The organism is Kitasatospora sp. NPDC023120, from assembly GCF_055560835.1.
This window is the reverse complement of sequence record NZ_JBVHHY010000019.1, coordinates 86,893-108,318: the sequence shown is the minus strand read 5'-3', so window position 1 is coordinate 108,318 and position 21,426 is coordinate 86,893. Positions and strand designations below refer to the sequence as shown.

The 21,426-nt window shown below is 73.4% G+C and carries 14 protein-coding genes; 2 read left to right on the top strand and 12 right to left on the bottom strand.

Annotation, left to right across the window (positions count from 1 at the left end; translation table 11 throughout):
- Positions 1–2 precede the first annotated feature (2 nt).
- The 11 genes from ACZ3TI_RS26725 to ACZ3TI_RS26675 form a co-directional block, all read right to left on the bottom strand.
- Complete coding sequence (locus ACZ3TI_RS26725; protein WP_465730389.1) at positions 3–6,161, bottom strand: eCIS core domain-containing protein; 6,159 nt, start codon at positions 6,159–6,161, stop codon at positions 3–5.
- Positions 6,158–6,583, bottom strand: a complete 426-nt coding sequence (locus tag ACZ3TI_RS26720; protein ID WP_465730387.1) for a hypothetical protein — start codon at positions 6,581–6,583, stop codon at positions 6,158–6,160. The genes ACZ3TI_RS26725 and ACZ3TI_RS26720 overlap by 4 nt, the downstream gene beginning before the upstream one ends.
- Entirely contained in the window at positions 6,574–8,604 is a 2,031-nt protein-coding gene (locus ACZ3TI_RS26715) for an ATP-binding protein (RefSeq protein ID WP_465730385.1), read from the bottom strand. The genes ACZ3TI_RS26720 and ACZ3TI_RS26715 overlap by 10 nt, the downstream gene beginning before the upstream one ends.
- A 22-nt stretch (positions 8,605–8,626) precedes the next feature.
- A complete protein-coding gene (locus ACZ3TI_RS26710) occupies positions 8,627–9,895 on the bottom strand; it encodes a Pvc16 family protein (RefSeq protein WP_465730383.1) in 1,269 nt (422 codons plus the stop codon).
- Entirely contained in the window at positions 9,888–10,589 is a 702-nt protein-coding gene (locus ACZ3TI_RS26705; protein WP_465730381.1) for a hypothetical protein, read from the bottom strand. Before ACZ3TI_RS26705 ends, ACZ3TI_RS26710 begins: the two co-directional genes overlap by 8 nt.
- A complete protein-coding gene (locus ACZ3TI_RS26700) occupies positions 10,582–11,313 on the bottom strand; it encodes a T4 family baseplate hub assembly chaperone (protein WP_465730379.1) in 732 nt (243 codons plus the stop codon). The genes ACZ3TI_RS26705 and ACZ3TI_RS26700 overlap by 8 nt, the downstream gene beginning before the upstream one ends.
- 11 nt (positions 11,314–11,324) lie before the next feature.
- Positions 11,325–11,849 (bottom strand): phage tail protein, encoded by a 525-nt coding sequence (locus tag ACZ3TI_RS26695; RefSeq protein ID WP_049649365.1) that lies wholly within the window; start codon positions 11,847–11,849, stop codon positions 11,325–11,327.
- A 7-nt stretch (positions 11,850–11,856) separates the two neighbouring features.
- Positions 11,857–13,704, bottom strand: a complete 1,848-nt coding sequence (locus tag ACZ3TI_RS26690) for a phage tail sheath C-terminal domain-containing protein (RefSeq protein WP_465730376.1) — start codon at positions 13,702–13,704, stop codon at positions 11,857–11,859.
- Between the two features lie 187 nt (positions 13,705–13,891).
- Entirely contained in the window at positions 13,892–14,359 is a 468-nt protein-coding gene (locus tag ACZ3TI_RS26685; protein WP_465730374.1) for a hypothetical protein, read from the bottom strand.
- Between the two features lie 19 nt (positions 14,360–14,378).
- The gene (locus ACZ3TI_RS26680) at positions 14,379–16,124 is read right to left on the bottom strand and encodes a peptidoglycan-binding protein (RefSeq protein WP_465730372.1); all 1,746 of its coding nucleotides are present in this window, start codon (positions 16,122–16,124) and stop codon (positions 14,379–14,381) included.
- Positions 16,125–16,387: 263 nt separating this feature from the next.
- A complete protein-coding gene (locus ACZ3TI_RS26675; RefSeq protein ID WP_465730370.1) occupies positions 16,388–17,581 on the bottom strand; it encodes a CapA family protein in 1,194 nt (397 codons plus the stop codon).
- Between the two features lie 230 nt (positions 17,582–17,811).
- Between ACZ3TI_RS26675 and ACZ3TI_RS26670 the strand changes: the two genes are divergently transcribed.
- A complete protein-coding gene (locus ACZ3TI_RS26670; RefSeq protein ID WP_465730368.1) occupies positions 17,812–18,075 on the top strand; it encodes a DUF6191 domain-containing protein in 264 nt (87 codons plus the stop codon).
- Between the two features lie 105 nt (positions 18,076–18,180).
- On the opposite strand, the gene ACZ3TI_RS26665 is transcribed toward ACZ3TI_RS26670, so the two are convergent.
- On the bottom strand, positions 18,181–19,308 hold the full coding sequence (locus ACZ3TI_RS26665) for an NADH:flavin oxidoreductase (RefSeq protein ID WP_465730366.1): 1,128 nt from the start codon (positions 19,306–19,308) through the stop codon (positions 18,181–18,183).
- 304 nt (positions 19,309–19,612) lie between these two features.
- On the opposite strand from ACZ3TI_RS26665, the gene ACZ3TI_RS26660 reads away from it, so the two are divergent.
- Positions 19,613–21,412 (top strand): acyl-CoA dehydrogenase, encoded by a 1,800-nt coding sequence (locus ACZ3TI_RS26660; RefSeq protein ID WP_465730364.1) that lies wholly within the window; start codon positions 19,613–19,615, stop codon positions 21,410–21,412.
- Positions 21,413–21,426: the final 14 nt, after the last annotated feature.

Below are 21,426 nucleotides of genomic sequence, written 5' to 3'. Positions count from 1 at the left end.
GCTCAGTCCATCCCGTTCCGAAGTGCGGTATAGCGCGGGTCGATATTGTACATCCGATGAATTCGCTCTCGGATCTGCCGCATGAGCTGCTTCCGCTTCTCCTGCCCGGTGGCCTGGGAATCCACAACGATTTCCTTGCCCAGGCTCCGGATCCATGCTTCGACGACATCGACTTCCAGAGTGCGCAGTTGTTCCGCGCCGGACGTCCTGGTCGTTTTCCGGAGGATGGAGGCGTGCAGTTCCCTGGCTCGCGCCTGCGACCCCTGGGGTGCCATCGGATGGAGTCGCGCCGCCTCTGCCAAGGTGATGTGGCCGCGTGCTGCCATGTCCAGAAGCATGCCGCCGGTTGCCATGGTTCCGACGTTCCGCAGGCCCTCCTGCTGGATCATCAGCGAAGTCAACTCTGCGGTGAAGCGCCGGTTCGGCCCGTCCGGCATTCTTCCACCGAGCATTCCGAGTGCTTGTTGTGCGATCGTCTGCTGCTTCAGGGCGCCGCGTCGTCCCCGCCACGAATCGAAAAGTCTTGAAATCTCCGGATAGGACAGGCCGACACTTTCCTTGCGTGATGGTGCTCGTTTGCGCGGATCGCGCCACGGCTGTTCCGCACTGTAAGGAATGCCGAAAAGGACCCCTCGGTTCTTCACGGTCCGTCCCCACCATTGCTGCCATTCGACGTCGAGGGCGGTTCCGGACTGATCCCGGTAGCGCTGGACGTCCCGCTGCCACAAATTCGTGCCAGGGCGCCCGCGGAGGTACTCCTGTATCTCGGCGCCGGAGCGGTCACCGAGCTCATGGACTTCATAGGATTTACCGGCGGCCGACGGGACGGAGGTGGGGCCCGCCATCGGACCCTGGCCCGCTCCGGTGGCACGCGCCCACTGCGGCGCTCGCACGACCTCCGCACCGACCTTGCGGACGAATGCCAGCAGATCATCAATGGGGAATGCCACGCCGTGCAGGAAGACGATGTCCGGGTTGAGCCAGGCGCGGAATCGGATACTCCGCTCCCCGAGCCACTCCAGCCCGGACAGTCGGTACCAGAGCCGCATCGCCGCGAGTGCGGCGCGAACGGTGAAATCGGAGGATCCGCGCCGGAGCAGTCCCTGCAGTCTCGGAGTGATCCTCGCGACGATCAGCTCCAGGCGCTGCTTCTTCGCGTCCGGCGAGTTCTCGTGGGCGCGGCGCTCCGCGCGCTGCTGTTGACGCTTCTGGTGCCAGGCGCGCAGGCGGTCGCGCTGCTTGCGGTAGGCGTCGCGGAGCTTGTGGGCGCCGTTGGTGAGGGCGCGGCCGAGCTTGCTGTCGAGGAGCTTGCGGCCGAGGGTGCGGGCGGCGACCCGGACGCGGTTGAGGGCGGCCTTGACGGTCTGGCGGGAGGCGTTGAGGGCGCGCCCGACCGGCGAGGTGGGGCGGCGGGGTGCGGAGGACTTCGGGCGGGTGACCTCGCGGCGCGGGCGTCCGGGGGTGGGCGAGGGGTGGCGCCCCGCCTGCCGGACGGTGTGCCGGGCGGGGCCGGTTCGGGCCGGGCGGGCGGGGTGGGCGCGGCCGGGGGAGGGCGGTTTGCGCAGGGACCGGGTGGCCCGGCGCAGGCCCGCGCGGGCCTTGTTGACGGCGTTCCCGGCCGCCTTGCGGGCGCCCTTGCCGGCCCTGGCCAGCCCCTTGAGGATCTTCTGGGCGATCCCCTTGAGCTTGGTGCCGACCGCCTTCCCGGCGCCCTTGAGCTTGCTGAGCAGGAAGTTGGAGATGAAGTCGAGCAGCGCGACCACGCCCGAGGCGACCGCGTCGGCGAACAGGCAGGCGGCCGATCCGGACTTCACCGCCTTGAGGAAGGTGACGAACTTCCCGATCATCGCGACGATCTTGCTGATGGTGTTCCACGCCGCCACCAGGCCCTGGATGATCGCCATGATCGCGCCCGCCGCCGGCACGATCAGCGACACCAGCTTCTCGACGACGATCGAGACGATCATCCCGGGCAGCGAGGCGACGATCGCCTGCCAGGCCATCCGGCCGATCTGGGCCATCGAGATGCAGCCCTTGACCAGGACGTTGACGATGGTGGAGGTCAGGCCCACCACCGACTCGACCTTCTCGTTGAACCACTGCTTGACCGCGCTCTTGATCGCACCCCACAGGTAGTGCTGGATGCCGTCGATCGCGGCGCTGCCGAGCTTCTTCAGCCACCCGCCCGGGTCGGAGGCGATGTCGCCGATCAGGACCGCGAACTCGCCGAAGACCGCGATCGCCTTCTGCACGAAGTCGATCGCGTCCATGACGGCCTTGCGGACCGCCTCGACCGCGGCCTTGAGCCCGGCCTCCAGCGCGTTCAGCAGCGCGTTCAGCCCGGCCGCCAGCAGGTCGAGCAGCTTGTTGACGGCGTTCTTGAGCTTGTCCGCCCACTCGTTGACCTTGGCGACGGCCTTGTCGCGCCACTCCTCGATCTTCCTGCGGAACTTGTCGCGCAGTTCGGGGAAGGCCGCCAGCAGGACGTCGCAGATCTTGATCAGTGCGTCCGCGAGTTTGTCGATCAGCTCGACGGCGAACTTCCGCGCCTGGTCGATCGCCCAGTTCGCGAACTTGCGGAAGCCGTCGATGATGTCGTTGACCAGGCCGCGGAAGTAGTCGAAGACCTTGGTGACCGCCTCGACCAGCGCGTCGAAGGCGGCCTTGACCTTGGACTTGACCCAGCCCCACCAGCCCTCGGACTCCTCCTTCTTGCGGTCCTTCTCCTTCTGCGCCTTCTCCTCGGCCTCCTTCCGCTTGTCCTGGATCTTCTGGTTGTCCTGCTGCTGACGGTCCCGGACGTCCCTGTCGGCCTCGGCGCGCTTCCTGCCGATCTGCCCGGTCTTGTCCTCGTGCTCGGCGCCGGCGTCCTGGTCCGCCGCCGAGACCTTCTGGTCCTGCTCGGCGCGCCACTGCTCGCGCTCGGCCTTGACCTGCTCGGCGGCCTCGCCCCGCTCACCGGCCTGGGCCTGGGCGTTGTCGGCCACCGCCTGGTCGACCTCGGCCTGGTTCTGCCGGCGCGCCTCGGCCTCGCCCTGCTTCTGCTGCGCCTGTTCGGAGCCCATCCGGCTCTGCCCCTGGCCGACCGCGGCCTGGATCTGCGGGCCGCGCTCCTGCTGGGTGACGATGCCGATGCCCGGCTTGGTGTCGACCGCGCCACCCGCCCCGGCCGCGCCGGTCCTGCCGCCGCCACCCGGCACGGAGGCGGTGAGGGTCTCCTTCGGCACGTCCGGGTAGATCCGGTCCTCGCCCATCGGCTTGGCGGCGTCCTCCCGGCCGACGCCGAGGATCCGGCTCGAACTGTCCTTGAGCTTCGCCGCCTGCCGGTCGGTGCGCGCCGGGTCGCTCTCCCCGGTCAGTTCGACCTCGGGTGCCCGACCGACCGTGGTGTTCAACGCCGGATCGGTCGTGGGGACGCCGTCGACCGCGCCCTGGACCCGCTGCACCTCCTGCGGCGACACCTGGGTGCCCGCGTCGTCGGCGACGTGCGGCGCGGCGACCCGGTCGCCCGGGTTGCCGCCCTCGACCTTCTTCTGCTCGGCCTTCTGCTGCTCGCTCCCCGCGTCCTGCGGACCGACCCGCTCCAGCCGCTCCGTCACCGCCTCGGCCGGCGGCGCGGCTTCGGGCGTGCCGGACTGGGTCTGCGGGGCGCCGGACGGGCGCTGGACGGCCGGCGGGGCGGCCTGCAACCGGGCGTGCTGCTCGCCGACCGTACGGTTCACCGAGCCGTCCACGCCGTCCAGGGTGGCGGCCATTCGGTCGGGCGGCAGGCTCGCGGCGGTGGCGAGGGCGCTCTGCGGGTCCTGGGCGGAGACGTCGGGCGGGGGCGGCTGCTCCTGCTGCTTGGGCGGGGCACCCCCGGCTGCGCCGCCGGCCGCGCAGGCGCCACCGCCGCCGGCACCGCCTCCGCCGTCCGGCTCCGCCTCGGTGGTGGGCTGCTGCGGGCCCGCGCAGGCACCGCCGCCGGACTCCAGTGAGGCGTCCGGGGCGGGCTGGGTGGCGAGTGCGGCGGGCGCGTCGGCCTGCTCGGCCGCCGGTCCGGCGGCGGCCTCGGTGTCGGGGCCGGTGTCGGTCTCGGGCGTGGCGCCGGGCCCGCCCGGGCCGTCCCCGCCGACCGGACCTGCCGCGGCGGGCGCGGCAGCGCTGCGCTCCGGGCCCGGTCCCTGAGGCTCGGGTGCGGCCGCGGGCTCGGCCTCGCGCGCCTCCTCGGCGGGGGCTTCCGGCTGCTGCGGCTCCGCGGGGGCGGGCTCGGCGGCAGCCGGTGCCGGTGCCGGGGGAGCGGTCGGGTTCGTGGTCGGGTCGGGGCCGATCTCCTGCTCGACCGGCTGCTCCGGCTGGAGGTCGCGGGCGCTCCGGTCCTCGGCCTCGGCGGGGCTCGGCTCGGGGGCAGCCGCGGGCTGTGCCGGATCGGGCTGTGCCTGGTCGGGTCGGGCCTGCTCGGGAGCCGTCGGTTCCGCCTCGTCCTCCGGCCGGCTCTCCCGCTCGGCCTGCACCTGGTCCGCCTTGGTCGCGGGCGGCTCGGGGAACTCCGGCGCCTCGGCGTTCGCGGGGGGCGCGCCGTCCGCCGACAGCGGGATCTGATCGGTGGTCGGCACACCGGACACGTCGAGGTCGGTCGAGGGCAGGAAGTCCCCGGGATTGAGCTCCGGCCCGGGTACGGCCGACTGCGACGGCCGCTCCCGGTCCGCGCCGGGCCCGTCGTGGACCTCCGCGTCTGCGCCGGGCTCCAGGCCCAACGGCCGTTCCTGGTCCGGGGTTTCGCGCTGCTGGTGGTCGCCGTCCAGCATCCCGTGCCGGGCGAGCGGGCTGTCCTCGGCCCGCGCGATCGCCTCCAGGCGCTCGGGCTTGACGGGTGTGGGCTGCGGCAGCGGCGCGGCGGCGGGCTCCTGCGGCTTCGTGCCAGCCGAGGGCTGGGCGGCGGCGTCCGCCGGCCCGGCTCCGGGCGAGCCGGGTACGGAGACGGTTGCCGGCTGGGCGCCCTCCTCCGTCGTGGCGGCCTGCTCCGGCCCCGCGTCGGCAATCGCCGCGGGTGCCTCCTCGACGGCCGGAGGCTGTGCTTCGGCGAAGGGCTGGGCCTGACCGGCCTCCGGCTGCGGAGCGGGCTGCGCATCCGGCGGAGTTTGGGTGGCCTTGCTCTCCGCAGCCGGGGACTGCTGATCGTCCTGCTGCTCGGGGCGGTCCTGGTCGCCCTTGCCTTCCGTGCCTTCCTCGGAGCCGTGCCCCTTGCGACGCTTGCGCCGCACCTTCGGGCCGTCCGACTGCCGTGCCTCCTCCTCGCGTTGACGCTGCCGGTCCTGCTCAGCGCGGTCCTGTTCGTCCGTCTGCCCGCGCTCGTCGGTGGCCCGGTCGGCGGCCGCGGTCACCGGATCGGTGACCGGCTCGGGCGTCTGCGCACCGTCCACGTCGGCCGGGCGGTGCTCGGCGGCCTCGACCAGCTCCAGCACCCGGGTGTAGTCCGAGGAGGGCAGCCGGTCCGCCAGCCGGGCGAGCACCGAGACCTGCAACTCGGGTGCGAAGCGGGCGAGTTGCAGGCGGACCCGGCCGGAGGAGTCGGTCGGGTCGCCGCGCAGCGAGCGCAGGATGCCGGCTGCCAGCCGGTCGACCAGGGTGGCCGGGTCGAGCCGCTCGGTGCGGAACCGGTCGGCGTCGACGGTCGCGTAGCGGAGCCAGCCCGGTGTGGCACCCGGCGTCGCCGCAGCCGGCCGGTCGTCGCGCGCGCCGTGCTCCGCCTCCCGTTCGATCGCGTCCTGCGGCAGGCTGACCGCGCCCAGGTCGCGGCCGGCCCGCAGCGCGCCGAGCGCGTTCGGGGCCTGGACGGTGTGCAGCAGCTCGTGGGTGAGCAGCCGCCGGCCGTCCTCGCCGGCCGGGCGGTACTTGCCCTCGCCGAAGAAGAGGTCCGGACCGACGGCGACGGCGTCCGCGCCGATCAGCTCGGTCAGCGCGGCGGAGTCCCGGTCGGTGTGCACCCGGACCCGGCTGAGGTCGTGCCCGAGCCGCGCCTCCAACTCCCGGCGCACGCCCGGGTCGAGCGGCTGGCCCGCGCCGGAGACGATCTCTTTCGGCTCGGGCGTACGGGCCTTCGGCGCCCGCGTCTTGCGCCGGGCCGCGCCCTGCTTGGCCTCCTGCCCGGAGTCCCGGGCAGGAGCGTTGAGTCGACTCATGTCCGCCCCCGTTCCGGCGCCCGGCCACCGCCGGACAGCCCGGTGTGTACGGCGCGGGCGAGCGCCTCGCCGAGCCGCTGCGCCGAGGCGCCCGCGGGCAGCGGCGGCAGCCCGGAGAGCAGGTCCAGCGCGCGGTCGCCGCCGACCGCGAGCGGCACGCCGCGCGTCTCGACCAGGCGGGTCAGCTCGCTCCGGAACGCCGCCGTCAGCCGCTCGTGGTCGATCCGCGCGAAGCCGTCGAGGACCAGCTCGCCGATCTCCACCTCGATCCGCCCGGCACTGCCACGCTCGACCGCGTGCTGCTCGGCGCTCCCGCCCTCGACCGGGTGCTGCCCGGTGCTGCCCGGCCCGGTGCTGCTCGCCCCGGTGCTGCTCGGCCCGATGCTGTCCGGCCCGATCCCGGGCCCCTCGGTCAGATCCATCCGGAGACCTCCGAGGGCGTCAGCGAGCGCTCCAGCTTGAGGTACTCGGTGCGCGCGGCGGCCAGCAGGTGCCGCATCTGCATCGGGCAGTCCTCGTCGGCGGCCAGGAAGGCGGCGGAGAGCGCGATGTTGCGGATGGAGCCGCCGGCCACGGTGAGCTGGGCGAGCCGCTCCGGATCGACGCCCTGGCTGGGGGTCCGCGCGGGGATGACCCGCCGCCAGATCTCGGCGCGCTCCGGCACTCCGGGGAACGGGAAGTCGGCCACGAACCTGATCCGCCGCATGAACGCCGGGTCCAGTGCCTTCTTCATGTTGGTGGTGAGCACGGCCAGGCCCCGGTAGGCCTCCATCCGCATCAGCAGGTAGCTGACCTCCAGATTGGCGTAGCGGTCGTGGCTGTCCTTGATCTCGCTGCGCTTGCCGAACAGCGCGTCGGCCTCGTCGAACAGCAGCAGCGCGCCGCCGCGCTCGGCCGCGTCGAAGACCCGCCGGAGGTTCTTCTCGGTCTCGCCGATGTACTTGCTGACGACCTGGGAGAGGTCGATGACGAACAGGTCCACGCCGAGCTGCCCGGCGACGACCTCGGCCGCCAGCGTCTTCCCGGTGCCCGAGCCGCCGGCGAACAGCGCGGTCACGCCGAGGCCGCGGCGCAGCACCGACTCGAAGCCCCACTCCTGGTAGACCGTGCCGCGCCGGCGGACGTGGGCGACGATCTCACGCAGCGTCGCGAGCTGGCGCTCCTCCAGCACCAGGTCGTCCCAGCCCGCGCGCGGCTCGACCCGCCGGCCCAGCTCGTCCAGGGACATCCGGGCTTCCGCCAGCCCGGCGTGCCAGGCCAGTCGGCTGACGTCCGCGCCCTCGCCGGCCTCCCCGCCGTCCCCGGCCTCCCCGCCGTCCCCGCCGTCCCGGCTGGACTCGGCCGCCCGCCGGGCCGTCGCCGCAGCGGCGCGGATCACATGGCCGGGCAGCGAGAACTGCGCGGCCAGCGCGCGGAGTCCGTCCTCGGTGACCCCCGGCGCGCCGTCCAGCGCCTCGGTCCAGATCCCCAGCTGCTCCTCGGGGCCGAGCGGGGGCACGGTCAGCCGGGCGCGGTCCGAGGCCCCGGCGGGCGGGGGCTCGTCGCCGGACACGACCAATGGCACCGCGAGGCCGGCGAGGAAGGCCTCGGCGCCGTTCGGGGCCTGCGGGCGCTCCCGGCCCGGCTCCCCGCCCTCCACCAGCAGCGCCGCCGGGATCAGGATCGCCTCCCGCTGCCACAGCCGGGCGAGTTGCTCGCGTTCGGCGGGCTCGGTGGGCAGGTCCTCGCGGTGCGCGGCGTAGAGGCCGAGTCCGGCGCGGCGGGCCGCCTCCGCCGCGATCTCCCAGCGGGTGCGGCGGTCGGCACCGGTCAGTTCGGTGTGCGGCGGGCCGGCCAGCCCGGCCGAGGTCCAGCCCCGTGCCAGCTCGGCGGCGCACCGCTCGTGCGGCCCGGGCAGCTCGTCGGGCGGCCCGACGCGGGTGAGCAGGCCGTGCAGCCGCACGTCCAGGTACGGCACGCCGACCAGGAAGTGCAGCACCCGCTCGTCGATCCGCAGCCGGGAGGCGGTGAGCGCCGTCTCGTCGTCCAGTTCGACCAGCCGGAAGCGGCGCAGCGGGGCCACCGGGGTGAGCGCGCTCCAGTGCGGCTGGTCCAGGGCGGCGAGGGCGAGGGAGAAGGTCGGGTACGCGCGCCCGGGGTCGCCGCCCGCCGCCGCGCACCGGGCGGCGGCGGTGGGGTCGATCGAGGGGGCGGCGGTCAGCACGAGCACGTCGCGCTCGAACGGGGTGAGCCCGAAGGAGGCGGTGAGCGCGTCCAGGGCGGTGGCGGGCTGCCGGCGCCCGCCCCGACGGGTGCCGGAGGCAGCGGGCGCGTCCGGCTCGGCGGTCCGGCCCGCCGCGTGCGCGTCGACCCGTTCGAGCACGGCGGCGACCGCGGCGGACAGCGACTGCCGGTGCGCGTCGTCCGCCGAGCCGTCGCGGCCCTGCCTCCGGCGCGTGCTCATCTCCGAACCCCCCGTCCTGCGGTCAGTGCGTCAGGTCCACGACCGGACCGGTGAAGGCCCCGTCGCCGGACACCGTCAACTCGCTCGGCACGCCGTCCACCTGGACCCGGGCCAGGTACGCCGTCGGGCGGACGCCGACGACCGGCACCCGGACCTCGAACGGGTCGGTGCGCGGCATGGGCGGCGCGGGTGCGCGGAACTGGTGGCTCGCCCCGGGCCGCCCGGCGGGCGGGTTCAACTCGTCCAACAGCAGCAGGACTTGCTGGTCGTCCCGGAGCGGCAGGTCCAGCCGGACGTCCAGCCGGGCCGAGACCCCGGCCGGTCCGTCGCTGCGGTCCGCCGTGCCGATCGGCGCGACGATCCGCGGCTGCCGGGCGAAGGTCTGCGCGTTGGACTCCACGGCGAGGTGCTCGGCGGCCGGTCGGCCGTCCAGCTCCAGTCCGTGCAGCACCTGCACCTGGTACACCCCGGGCGGCAGGTCCTCCGGTACGGCGACCACCAGGCGGTCGTCCCGGACGCCGCCAGGGTCGACCGTCACCCGGCGCTCGCCCAGCCGGGCCACCACCAGGTCCGCGCGCAGGCCGGAGCCGTCCACCACCAGCTCCCGGTCCTTGGTCACCGGCCCTTCCGCGGGGGCGCCCCGGGACCCGGCGGGCCGGGAGAGCACCCGCTCGACGACCGGTCCGCGGGACGGCACGGCCCGTACGGTACGGCGCAGCACCGGCTTGCCGGCCACCGGATCGGCCCTGCCCTCCACGAGGACGGCGGTGGCCTGGTAGGCCACTGACAGCGCGTACGGCGTCTGGAAGAGCGTCATCCACAGCTTGGACATCTCGTCCACGTCCATCGGGGTGGGCGTGAAGCGGACCCGCTGCGGCGAGGCGGCCAGGTCCGTCCCCAGCAGGTACGGCTGGGTGGCCGCCTCCTCGATCAACTGCCGGGACAGCAGCGGCTGTTCGGTCAGAGCCCGGACCACGCAGCCGAGCAGCCGCTGGCCGACCAGCTGGGTCTCCTCGCCGTAGCAGCTGATCAGGTAGTGCAGGTCCAGGGCGGCGGCCGGGCGGGTCAGCACGGTGCCGTCGGTCGCGCGGGTCGGCGCGTCGCGGTTGCGCAGCGAGGGGTTGGGCGCGACCTGATAGAGGAAGACGGTGATGGTCGGGTCGGTGGGCGGCTCGGTCGGCGGCTTGCGGGTGCCGACCTCGACCGCGAACGGGATGTCGGGCGAGAGCGCTCGGCTGATGAGCAGCCGCAGCGCCTCGCTCACGGTGGCGATCGCGAGGTGGTTACTCACGCGAGGTCTCCCGGTTGAGGTACGTGCCGAGGTCGAGGGCCGGGGCCGGTCGGGCGGCCGCCGGCTTGCGCGGCGCGGCCGGGGTGCGCTCGGCGGCCTTGACCTCGACCCGCCCGATCTGGACCCGCACCACCTGCTCGACCGGCCGCTGCCGGCGTCGGGCGCCGGTCCCGTGCGCGTGGCCCGGGGCAGCCGCCACGACGGGCCGCCGCCCGGACGCCGGTGCGGCGACGGCGGGCCGGACCGGTGCGGGCGCGGCCGGCAGCTCGCGGGCGGCCGTCCGGTGCGCCGCGGTGACGGGCGGCGGTACGGCTACCGGGCGGGCGGGCGCCCCCCGCACCACCGTCTCGACGGCCGGAGCGGCGGCGGGGGTGACCGGCGGGGCGACCAGCAGGGGCGTGCGCGGCAGTGCGGGGACGGGCGCGGCAGCCGGCCGCTCCTCGCCGGCCGAAACCGGCCGCAGCGCCCCCTCGCCCGGCGCCGTGGGTGCCGCCGCCGGCCGGGGGAGCGGTACGGGAACGGGCTGCCCGCCCGACCGGCCCGGTCCGAACGACTCCTCGTCCACGACCGGCAGTGCCGGAGCGAGCGCGTCGAGCCGTTCGAACGGCCCCGGCAGACGCGGGCGCACCCGCACCCCGGCCCGGTCCCCGCCCGGGTCGCCCTTCGCCACCAGGCGGTCGAAGTGGTCAGGCATCTGTACACAGCTCCAGGTAGTAGCGGCGCCGCAGCGGGCTGAGCGCCAGGATCTCCGCCTCGCTCCAGCCGTAGGCGGTGGCCAGGAGGTGGACGTCGAGCAGGGTTGCCCGGGCCCAGTCGTCCAGCTCCTCCCAGAGGTAGGAGGCGATGTCCAGCTCGGCGAGGGCCTGCTCGCCGCACTCGGGGCAGCCGAGGTTCAGCCGGACGTCCGCGCAGGGGTCGGCAGCGGCGGCGGCCTCGGCCACGCGCCGCTGGACCGGTTCGGGGAGCTGCCGGGCGGCGACCGGCTCCCCGCCGTGCTCGGCGGTCAGCACGCACCGCTCCAGCAGGACGGTCCTGGCCTGGCCCGCGGGGGCCTGTTCGGCGGCGCCCAGGTCGCCGGGGGTGGGCAGCCGGAAGCCGACCTGCCAGCCGTCCAGCTCCACCCACAGCGGACCGTCCGCCGGCCGCGCGGCACCGACCACCTGCCCGGCGTCGAAGGCGAACTCCATCTCCTCCGCGCAACTCGGGCAGCCGACCCGCACGTCGAGCCGCTCACCGAACAACTCGGCGCGCAGTCCGAACAGTTCGGCGTCCCGCCGGCCGATCGGTACGGCCAGCAGCTCCTCCGTCCCGGCGCCCGGACGGGCGACGGTGTGCAGCAGTAGCGCCCGCCCGGTGTGGCCGGCCGCCAGCCCGGCCTCCCAGACGGCCAACAGGGCCGCCGCCCCCGCGAGTTCCATCGGCCGGCCGCTCAGGCCGGCTGCTGGAACGAGGGCTCTTCCGGCTCGGGCGTCTCCTCGTCCCGCTCCCAGCCCTCCACCTCCAGCTTGAGGCTCTGGATCGCCACCGCGTTGGCGTTGGCGTCCAGTTCGCCGAGCACCTGGTACTCGCTCGGCCAGGCGCGGTACAGCTTGTGGGCGACCGCCACCTGACCGGCCTCGTTGAGCACCTGGATCACCAGGTCCTTGCGGAAGTCCCGCAGCGAGACCTCCGCCCCGCGGCCCGCGCCGACCATCCAGACCTTGTTGGCCCAGCGGTCGAACTCCGGGTCGTGGGTGACCCCGCGCTCCAGGGTGACCGCCTCGAAGTCGGTGCGGCCCGGCGACTTGCGCGGCGCACTCGGATCGCCCCCGCTGCGGTGCTTCACCACCTCGGTGGTGCGCTTGAGCGGGCTGATCTTGCTGATTCCGGCGACGACCCGACCGTCCCAGACGACCAGGAACTTGAAATTCTTGTACGGATCGAACCGGTGCGGATTGACGGTGAACTCGACCATGGAGATCCTAAACCTCGAACTGTCCGGCGAGCTGCTCGATCTTGACGATCACGAATTCCGCGGGCTTGAGGGGCGCGAATCCGACCACGACGTTCACCACCCCGCGATTGATGTCGTCCTGCGTGGTGGTGTCCTTGTCGCACTTGACGAAATAGGCCGAGCGCGCGGACGTGCCCTGGAACGCGCCCTGCTGGAACAGCGAGTGCAGGAACGCACCCACGTTCAGCCGGATCTGCGCCCACAGCCGCTCGTCGTTGGGCTCGAACACGACCCACTTGGTGCCGCGGTAGAGGCTCTCCTCCAGCATCAGCGCGAGGCGCCGCACCGGGACGTACTTCCACTGCGAGCTGAGCGCGTCGGCGCCCGCCATGGTCCGCGCGCCCCACGCCACCGGGCCCACCACCGGGAACGTCCGCAGGCAGTTCACCGCGAGCGGGTTCAGCAGGCCGTTCTCCCGGTCCGTCAGCGGGACGGTCAGCGCGCGCACCCCGGGCAGCCCGGCCTCGGTGCCCGCCGGAGCCTTCCACACGCCCCGCTGGCCGTCGGTGCGCGCCATCACGCCGGCGATGGTGCCCGACGGCGGGAAGCTGCGCAGCCGGCCGGTGAGCTGGTCGACCAGCTCCAGGTGCGGGAAGTACAGCGCCGCGTGGTCGCTGCGCACCGAGTCGAAGGCGGACAGGCCCGCCCGGGCGGCGTCCAGCGTCGTCCACGCCTGCGGCGCGTCCACGATCAGGAACATCCGCTGCTCCACGCAGAGCGCCTGGGCCGCCGAGACGACCGTGACGGCGTCGTCCACGCTGGCGTAGCCGGCCAGTTCCGGCAGCACCAGCAGGTTGACGTCCGGCACGTCGCGCAGGGCCTGGATGCCGGTCTTGCCGGCCTCGCTGCCGATCAGGTCGGTCATGCCGGGGGCACCGCCGTCCTGGCCGCCGGCGAGGGCGAGGACCGGTGGGTTGACCGAGCCCTCAAGTCCGAGGTTGTTGGCGGCCTCGCCGAGGAAGCGCACCACGTCGGCCGGGTCGGTGGAGCCGGCGACGACCTGGAGCTGCCGCCCGAACACGCTCACCCGGGTGCCCGCGAAGGCCCGCTTGCCCGGGGCGTCGGGCAGGGCGCGCAGCTTGCGCTCCAGCAGCAGGGCGAGTTCGGGGACGGTGGTCGGCGCGGTGCCGTCCGCGGCGGGGTCGTAGATCTTGACGGTCCGCGAGACGTCGGCGATCTTCACCTGGATCTCGTGGGTGAGATCCGGCAGCGTGGCCGCGAAGGGCTTGGAGACGGTGCCCACCGGGTCCGGTCGGCTCTCCGCCAGGACCCTCACCCGGACGACGCCCGAGCCGCTGTTCACTACCGTCTCGGCGAACCGGGGGCTGGCGGCCCGCACCGACAGGTCCGCGAAGGACTCCCGGACGGCGCCGGAGGTGTCGAAGACCTGGAGGTTGAAGGTCTCGGCCGGGGTCGGCGTCCGGTAGTCCACGGCGACCCGCAGCCCCCCGCCCCAGAGCCCCGGCTCGACGGCCGTGACCTCCAGGGCCGGGGTGGCGGTGGAGGTCTGCGTCGAGTTGAGCGTGACGCCCGCCGCGGCACCGGTGCCGGCCGCCGCGACCCGGACCACGACCCCGACCGAGCCCCCGTTGAGGAAGAACTGCTGGACGGCGTAGCTGACCGGACTCTGGCTCGCGAGCCCGCCGAAACGGCGTTCGAAGTCCGCGAAACTGGTGATCGTGACCGGCTGGTCGAGCGGACCGCGCCGGGTGGCCCCGACGAAGGCGGTCACCGAGGTGCTCACTGCGGTGATGGTACGGACGCCGCTGGGAAGCTCTTCGATGTAGACGCCCGGGTAGGTCGGTGTCGTCGGCAATTCCCCCTCCGTTCACTTCGTGCATCAAGCGATCGCCAAAAGGGATCCGGATGCATCGGTGGCAGGCTCAGTTTCGGATTCAGGTGACAATTCGTCAAGACCTGAACGTGAAAGGCTAATTGTATTACTGGTCCTATTTCCAGGGGTTGCGGAATATGGTATTCCGCAACCCCCGGGTCGGTGCCCGTCAGCCGCCTTCGGGCAGGTTCCGGTAGTCGGGTCGGGCCGGCGTGGGGTCTGCGGGTGCGGGCTCAGGCTCGGGCGCCGGAGCGGGAATGGGTGTCGGTGCCGGCGCGGGCGTGGGTGCGGGCGCAGGCGCGGCCTGCGTGGGAGTGGGCGTCGGTGCAGGTGCGGCCGGTGCGGGCGCGGGCTCGGCCGTCGGCGCGGTCGGCGCCGTCGGAGCGACCGGCGCGGGCGTGGCCGGCGGCTCGTAGGACGGCGGCCGGGCGGCCCCCAGGAACCAGCCCCAGCTCGCGCCGAACCGGTGCTCCAGGAACCGGAACGCGGCGTAGTAGACCGTGCCGAAGCCGGTGACCAGGGCGGAGGTGACGGAGGCGTTGTCCAGGTGGATGCCGAGCCGCGCGGCCTGCACCACGAGGAACGCGACGATGTAGGGCACGCACGTGCGCCACAGGGACAGGGCGAGTTGGTACATCTGTCCTCCTCGACCGACGTCAGCCGACGACGGTGAAGCCGTGCGCCTGGCCGAGCCGGGTCAGCGAGTTGATGCCGGGTATGCCGTCCGCCTGCTGCCCGCTGTACCCGTACCTGCGCTGCAGCGCGGAGTAGGCGTCGATGGTCTGGGTGCCGAAGGAGCCGTCGGCCCACTGCCGGTCGAGCAGCCCCTCGGCGACGAGGGCCCGCTCCACCGTGTACACGTCGTCGGCGTGCGTGGTGGCACCCTGGGGCGAGCCCGGGTCCTGGCGGGCCGCCGCGACCACACGCGACTTCGACACCTCGGCCAGCGGGATCGGCCCGCCGAGCAGCCGGCGCAGCGAGGACTCGCCGGGCACGCCGTCCGCGTCCCCGCCGGAGTAGCCCAGGCTGCGCTGGTAGTCGGCGTAGTTGAGGGTGTCGGCGTCGGTCCAGTCCGGTCCCGGGCCCTGGCTGTAGTGCGCGCCGAAGCCCGCCGCCACCAGCGCCTCGCCGACGGTGGTGACCTGCGGACCGTGCGCGCCGTAGCCGTACGACAGCCCGCCGATGTCCTTCCGGTACCGGGCCGGGGTCGGGTCCGGGGTCGGGTCCGGCTGCGGAGCGGGCTGTTGGGGCGGGGTGACCACCGTCCCGGACGGGCGCGGTGCACCCGACGTCACCCAGGCGTACAGCGCCGGGCCGGGGCAGTCGGTCGAGTAGCCGTCCTGGTGCCCCTTGATCTCCGGGCCCGCCGGGCCCTGCTGCTCGCAGTACTCGATCGCGTCCCGCAGCCCGTTGAGCTGTTCCGGGGTCGGCACGGTCGAGCCGGAGGAGCCGACCAGCCCGCACACCGCGTAGTGCGCCTCGTTGAGCGGGACGTCGCCGTTGGCGCTGTTGCGCCGGTTCAGCCCGCGCCCCTCGAACACGTAACCGTGCTCGCAGACCACGAAGCTGTAGCCGATGTCCGACCAGCCGTCGTCGTCCATGTGCGAGGCCTGGAGGCGCCGGACGTAGGCCGGGCAGGTGTCGTGGGCGTCGAAGGTGTACGCCGTGCCGAGGTAGTGCACCTTCACTCCGGCGCGCGGGCCGGCGTACGGGATCGAACCGTTGGGTTCGCGCCAGGGGCGCGCGCCCCACTGGTCCCGGTTCACCAGCTGCAGCCCCGGCCAGCCGGGCGGCTGCGGCCCGGGGTCCGGGGTCGGCGTGGGCGGCTCGGGGGCCGGGGCCTGGGCGGCGCCGGCCCACGCCCGCAACTCGTCCAGTGAACCGTTGAACACGTCCGCGTCGAGCGGGTCGTCGCTGTACTGGTGGAAGTGCCAGGACGCCTGGATGCGGGGCGAACCCGCGGACACGTAGTCCGCTATCCACAGGAAGTCACCCGCGTTGTCGTCGGTCCGGAACCAGTAGTCCCGGTTGGTGTAGAGCCCGACCAGGCGGTCCGGGTAGCGCTGCTTCACCGCCGCCAGCCAGCGGTTCTTCGCCTCGGTCGCGTCGCCGTCGCCGACCGACTGCCCGTACGGCTCGAAGTCCAGCACCAGCAGCTCGCCCGGGGGCACCTGCCCCACGACCCGGCAGAAGTGCTCGACCTCGCCCTCGACCGGGTTCTCCGCGTGCAGGAAGTGGTAGTGCCCGACCACCAGCCCGCGCCCCCGGGCGTCCGCGAGCTTGGCGGTGTACCCCGACTGGCCGGTGTGGCCGCCTTCGGTGGCCTTGATGAAGACGAACTCCGCGTCCCCCGGAATTCCCGACTGGAAGTCGGAGACGTCATAACCCTTCGCGTATGCCATCAGGATGCTCCCCCTTTGCGCCGATGGCAGCCACGGCCGACCGGCCCCACCCCCGGGGCCCACGACGCCGGCCAGGGCGTCATGCTCACTCCACAGTACAACTGACTGGACGTCAACTCCCGTGATTTGAAGGTGTTCTGTGGGTTCTGCGAGCCTCCTGCGGCAGCCCGTGCCACAGGCCCATGCCCCTGGCACATCCACCGGATGACACGCCGCGGCGAGGGGCGTCCGGGGTCCGGGGTCCGGGGTCCGGGGTCCGGTGGCTAGGGGGCCATGGTCAGCCCCGCCGAGGCGGCGCCCCGGCTGAGCACCGTCGAGCGGATGTGCTCCAGCGCCCGGGCGTAGTCGGCCCGGCCGGGGGTGCGGCGGGCGGCGTCCCGCAGGTCGAGGACGCGGTAGGGCGGGCCGAGGTCCGTCACCTGCGGGATGAACTCGGCCTTGGCGACAGTCCACCGCTGCCCCGGCGCGCCCGGCGGGGCGAAGGTGAACCGGGCGATCGAGCTCCAGTTGCCGCGCGGATCCTCGGCGCCGTCGTAGGTGAACATGTGTCCGGCGAGCTGGTCGCCGAGCCCGTACACCGTCCAGGTGTCGTTGATCCGCTCGTACGCCTGCGGGATGTGGGCATGGGTGCCGAGGATCAGGTCGACGTCGGGCCGGCCCTCGCCCTGCCCGGCGGCCAGGTCGCGGGCCAGGGTGAGCTGCTGTTCGTTCGGCGCGTCCTGCCACTCGGTGCCCCAGTGGACGCTCACCACCACGAGGTCCGCACCCTCCGCCCGGGCGGCGCGCGCGTCGGCGAGGATCCGGTCCCGGTCGATCAGGTTCACCGCCCAGGGCCGGCCCGCCGGCAGCGGGATCCCGTTGGTGCCGTAGGTGTAGGCGAGGTGCGCCACGGTCGCACCACCCGCCCGGAGCAGCGCGGGCCTCCCGGCCTCGGACTCGTCGCGGGCGGAGCCGGTGTGCGCCAGCCCCACCGCGTCCATGGCGTCGAGGGTGCGCCGGATGCCGTCCGGACCGTCGTCGAGGGTGTGGTTGGAGGCGGTGTCGCAGGCGGTGTAGCCCGCGTCCTTGAGGGCGGCGGCGACCTGCGGCGGCGACTTGAACGCCGGGTAGCCGGTGAACGGCCCGCCGTCCTTGCCGTAGACGGTCTCCATGTGGCAGATGGCGAGGTCCGCGCCGCTGATCAGCGGTTTGACGCCGGCAAACATCCTGCGGAAGTCGTAGCCGTCCCCGCCGGCGTCCTCGTTGGCCTGCCGGATGATCTCGGTGTGCGGCAGCACGTCGCCGGTGGCGACCAGGGTGAACGCGCGCGGCCCGGTCGGCGAGGCGGTGGCGGTGGCAGCCGTGTCGGTCGGCTTCCGGTCGTCCGGGGGCGGCGGCGCGGTCGGCGAGCCGCAGCCCGCGGGGGCGAGGAGCAGAGTGACGGCCAGCGTGATGACCGGTCGGCGGGGCAGCCGCATCGTCGTCTCGTCTCGTGATCGGGAGGTGTCATCGGCCCTCCGACTATGCGACGCCCCCGCCGCTCCCCCTCGACCCCACGCCGACGGATCCCCGGCACGGCGGCTGCCGCCCCGACCGGGACGGTGACCCGGAACGCCGACCGGCCGCGGACCGTTGGAGGATGGTCGTCGTCGGGGTCCCGTCTGCCCTCCGCTCACCCATGCCGAAGTGGTGCACTCACATGGAATTAATGGTCATCTTCCTGATCCTCATCATGGTGGTCGAACGCCTGTGGCGCTGGGCGAGCAAGGTCAAGCGAAAGGGGACGTCGATCTCCCAAGCGGGGCTGGACGAGTTCCAGTCGGCCTTCCAGAGCATGAAGCGCGTTCAGGTGGAGCAGCAGCAGACCGAGCTGATGCTCCGCGATGAGGAGGGTGACTCCGCACCCCCGAGGAACCGGATCGACCTCACCAGCGGGAAGGTGATCATCAACCCGGCGGACAGGAAGAGCTAGGCCTGGCCTGCCCCGCCCCATGCCCCGGGCGCCGCGTGACCACCGAAGACGGTGATCACGCGGCGCCGTGGTCAGTACCCCCCCGGCGTTGAGGTGTGGCCCGGGTCAGCTGAGCGTCTTCACCGCCGCCGCGTCGTACGGGCGCAGCTCGCCGAGGCGGTCGCCCAGGACCTTCGCCGCCCACTCAGGGTCCTGGAGCAGGGCGCGGCCGATCGCGACCAGGTCGAACTCGTCCCGCTCCATGCGGTCGAGCAGGTTGTCGAGGCCCTGGACGGGGGCGCCCTCGCCGGCGAAGGCGCGGATGAAGTCGCCGTCGAGGCCGACCGAGCCGACGGTGATCGTGGGCAGGCCGGTGAGCTTCTTGCTCCAGCCCGCCAGGTTGAGGTCCGAGCCGTCGAACTCGGGCACCCAGTAGCGGCGGGTCGAGGCGTGGAAGGCGTCGACGCCGGCCGCGGCGAGCGGGGCGAGGATCGCCTCCAGCTCCTGCGGGGTCTCGGCGAGCCTCGCGTCGTACGCCTCCTGCTTCCACTGCGAGTAGCGGAAGATCACCGGGAAGTCGGCGGAGACCTTCGCGCGGACGGCGGCGACGATCTCCGCGGCGAACTTCGTCCGGGCCACGGGGTCGCCGCCGTAGGCGTCAGTACGACGGTTCGTCCCCGCCCACAGGAACTGGTCGACGAGGTAGCCGTGGGCGCCGTGCAGCTCGACGCCGTCGAAGCCGATGCGCTCGGCGGCCTCGGCGGCCACGGCGAAGGCGCCGATGACGTCGTCCAGGTCGCTCCGGGTCATTGCCTTGCCCGTGCCCTCGGTGCCGTCGACGCGGATGCCGGAGGGACCGACGGCGGGGGCGTCGGCGTAGGGCGGCTCGCCCTGCTTGCGCACCATGCCGATGTGCCACAGCTGCGGCACGATCGTGCCGCCCGCCGCGTGCACGGACGCGGCGACCTTCGCCCACCCCGCCAGTTGCTCCTCGCCGTGGAACCGGGGCACGCGGTCGCTCTGCCCGGCCGACTCGTGGCCGACGTAGGTCCCCTCGGTGACGATCAGGCCGACGCCCGCGGCCGCGCGGCGGGCGTAGTACGACTCCACGTCCTCGCCGGGGACGCCGCCCGGGGAGAACATGCGCGTCATCGGCGCCATCACGATGCGGTTGGGGACGGTCAGGCCGTTCAGCGTGACCGGCCGGGAGAGGATCTCGGCCGCGCGGGAGGCGGAGGACGCACTGCTGGTCATGGATGTTCCTCGCAGGTGGCGAATGTCGTGTGCACGTGCATTGACTACGGCCTTCCAACCGCCGCCGCGACCACGGCATTTCGCCCCTCGGGCGCCGGAGTGTGTGATCCCCGCCACGTCCGGCGGCTCCGGCGGGGGCCGACGGGGCCGGCAGGGGTTCCGGTGGGGTTTCGGCGAACCGGAACGGGTGTGCGCCCATTGACGTGCCGGGCCCGGTGCACCACGCTGCTGGGAGCAGCGCGTACTAAGCAAGCGCTTGGTCACTCGATCGGCTCTCCGAAGTCCCCTGAAAGGCAGGACCCGCATGGCGTCGTCCCTTCTGCTCTCCCGTCGCGACCTCGACTTCCTGCTGTACGAGTGGCTGGACGTCCGTTCGCTGACCGGGCGGCCGCGGTACGCCGACCATTCGCGCGAGACCTTCGACGCCGCCCTGGACCTGAGCGAACAGGTCGCCACCCGGCACTTCGCGCCGCACAACAGGAAGAACGACGCCGAGGAGCCGCGCTTCGACGGCGAGCGGGTCCACATGATCGCGGAGGTCAAGGAGGCGCTGACCGTCTTCGCCGGCACCGGCCTGCTGGGCGGCACCATGGACTACGAGGTCGGCGGCGCCCAGCTGCCCGCCGTCGTGGCCAGTGCCTGCTTCGCCTGGTTCCAGGCCGCCAACCCGGGTACGGCGGCCTACCCGTTCCTCACCGTGGGCAACGCCAACCTGCTGCTGGCGCACGGCAGCCGCGAGCAGATCGACACCTACGTACGGCCGATGGTGGAGGGGCGGTTCTTCGGCACCATGTGCCTGTCGGAGCCGCAGGCCGGGTCCTCGCTGGCCGACATCCGGACCCGGGCCGAGCCGCGCGCCGACGGCAGCTACCGGCTGTTCGGCAACAAGATGTGGATCTCCGGCGGCGAGCACGAGCTGTCCGAGAACATCGTCCACCTGGTGCTGGCCCGGATTCCCGGCGGACCGCCCGGGGTGAAGGGCCTCTCGCTGTTCATCGTGCCCAAGGTGCTGGTCCGTGCCGACGGCTCGCTCGGCGAGCGCAACGACGTCGTGCTGGCCGGGCTCAACCACAAGATGGGTTACCGCGGGACCACCAACACCCTGCTCAACTTCGGTGAGGGCGGGCACCGGCCTGGCGGCGAGCCCGGCGCCGTCGGGCACCTCGTCGGACAGCCGCACCACGGACTGGCGTACATGTTCCACATGATGAACGAGGCCCGGATCGGCGTCGGGCTCGGCGCCACCGCCCTGGGCTACACCGGCTACCTGCACGCCCTGGACTACGCCCGCACCCGCCCGCAGGGCCGCCCGCTCGGCGCCAAGGACCCGGAGTCCCCGCAGGTGCCGATCATCCGCCACGCCGACGTCCGTCGCCTGCTGCTGGCCCAGAAGGCTTACGCGGAAGGGGCGTTGGCACTGGTTCTGTACTGCGGCCGGCTCCTGGACGAGGAGCGCACCGGAGCATCGCCCGAGGACCGGGCCCGCGCCAAGCTGCTGCTGGATGTCCTCACGCCCATCGCCAAGAGCTGGCCCTCGCAGTGGTGCCTGGCCGCCAACGACCTGGCCATCCAGGTGCACGGCGGCTACGGCTACACCCGCGAGTACAACGTCGAGCAGTTCTACCGGGACAACCGGCTGAACCCCATCCACGAGGGCACCCACGGCATCCACGCCCTGGACCTGCTCGGCCGCAAGGTCGTCATGGACGGCGGTGCGGGGCTGCGACTGCTCGCCGAGACCGTCTCGGCGACCACCGCCCGCGCCGAGGCCCTCGGCGGTGACGCCGCCGAGTACGCGGCGCAGCTCGACCAGGGCGTCCGGCGCATCGTCTCCGTCACCCGGCGGCTGTGGGCGACCGGCGACCCGGAGACGGCGCTGGCCAACGCCGGCAGCTACCTCGAGGCGGTGGGCCACACGGTCGTCGGCTGGCTGTGGCTGGAGCAGTTCCTCGCCGCCGCAGGCGGCAGCGGGCCGTTCCACGAGGGCAAGCGACGCGCCTGCCGGTTCTTCTTCCGCCACGAACTGCCCAGGACCGAGGCGCAGTTCCGGCTCCTGGAGAGCCTGGACCGCACCGCGGTCGAGATGCCGGAGGACGCCTTCTGATCCCTGCGGCGCTG